This is a genomic window from Kitasatospora sp. MBT63, from assembly GCF_000710465.2.
Taxonomy (GTDB): Bacteria; Actinomycetota; Actinomycetes; order Streptomycetales; family Streptomycetaceae; genus Kitasatospora.
On the sequence record NZ_JAIZ01000825.1, the window covers coordinates 621 to 1,823 of the forward strand.

General features: G+C 72.2%; 1 protein-coding gene. It reads left to right on the forward strand.

The window, feature by feature from the left end:
* Positions 1–525: 525 nt before the first annotated feature.
* On the forward strand, positions 526–1,203 hold a 678-nt coding region (locus tag AA75_RS43520; RefSeq protein WP_033826097.1), incomplete at its 3' end, for a serine/threonine-protein kinase.

Consider the following 1,203-nt stretch of genomic DNA (forward strand, 5'->3'; position numbering starts at 1 on the left):
GTAGAGGTGCACATGGGTCGCGGAGCGCGGTCCTCTGACCCCCACGGCGCCCGCCAGGGCGCCGGCCAGGGCACCCAGCGTGGTCCCGGCCGGGGCCGTGACGAGCACGTCGGTGGCAGCTCCGGCGCCTGCCGGGCCGCTGCGCGGTCGTAGGACGGTCAGCCGGATCTGCATCTCGCCCGTGGTCCCTTCTGCTCGTGCTGACGCGGTGCGTGGGCGCGCCGGCCGGGAGTGGCATGGTCGACGTGGCGGGGTTGGGCGTTGGGCCACAAGTGTGGTGCTGTCATCCTGCCACCCGGGACCGACAGCCCGCGCACGGTACCGGATTTGACGATCTTGCGATGATCGCCATGGTGGGGCGGACGGCACGTCAGGTCAAACCCCGTCCCACCTGGCCGTACGGCGACTGGCCGACGGACACTCGCCACCCACTCGGAAACCCGCACGGACACCGTTAGAGTTGCCGAAATCAGGGTCCGCCAACCCGTCGCGAGCCGGGGGCGAGCTACGACAACGGGAGCACAGGTGCGGCCAGTCGGCAGCAAGTATCTGCTTGAGGACAGCCTCGGGCGCGGGGCTACCGGCACCGTGTGGCGCGGACGGGTCCGCGACGACGTCGCCGTACCGGGCCTGCTGCCCGGCCAGGCGGTCGCGGTCAAGGTGCTGCGCGAGGAACTGGCCGCCGACCCCGACATCGTGATGCGCTTCCTGCGCGAGCGCTCCGCCCTGCTGCGGCTCAGCCACCCCAACATCGTCCAGGTCCGCGACCTGGTGGTCGAGGGCGAGCTGCTGGCGCTGGTGATGGACCTGGTCGACGGCCCCGACCTGTTCCACTACCTGCGCGGCAACGGCCCGCTCAGCCCGATCGCCGGCTCCCTGCTGATGGCCCAGGTCGCCGACGCGCTGGCCGCCAGCCACGCCGACGGCATCGTGCACCGCGACCTCAAGCCCGCCAACGTTCTGCTCGCCACCGCGACCGTCGACGGCGTCGAGCAGATGCACCCGATGCTCACCGACTTCGGCATCGCCCGGCTCGCCGACTCCCCGGGCATCACCCGCACCCACGAGTTCGTCGGCACCCCCGCCTACGTCGCCCCGGAGTCCGCCGAGGGCCGCCCGCAGACCTCCGCGGTGGACGTCTACGGCGCCGGGATCATGCTGTACGAGCTGGTCACCGGCCGGCCGCCGTTCCAGGGCGACGGA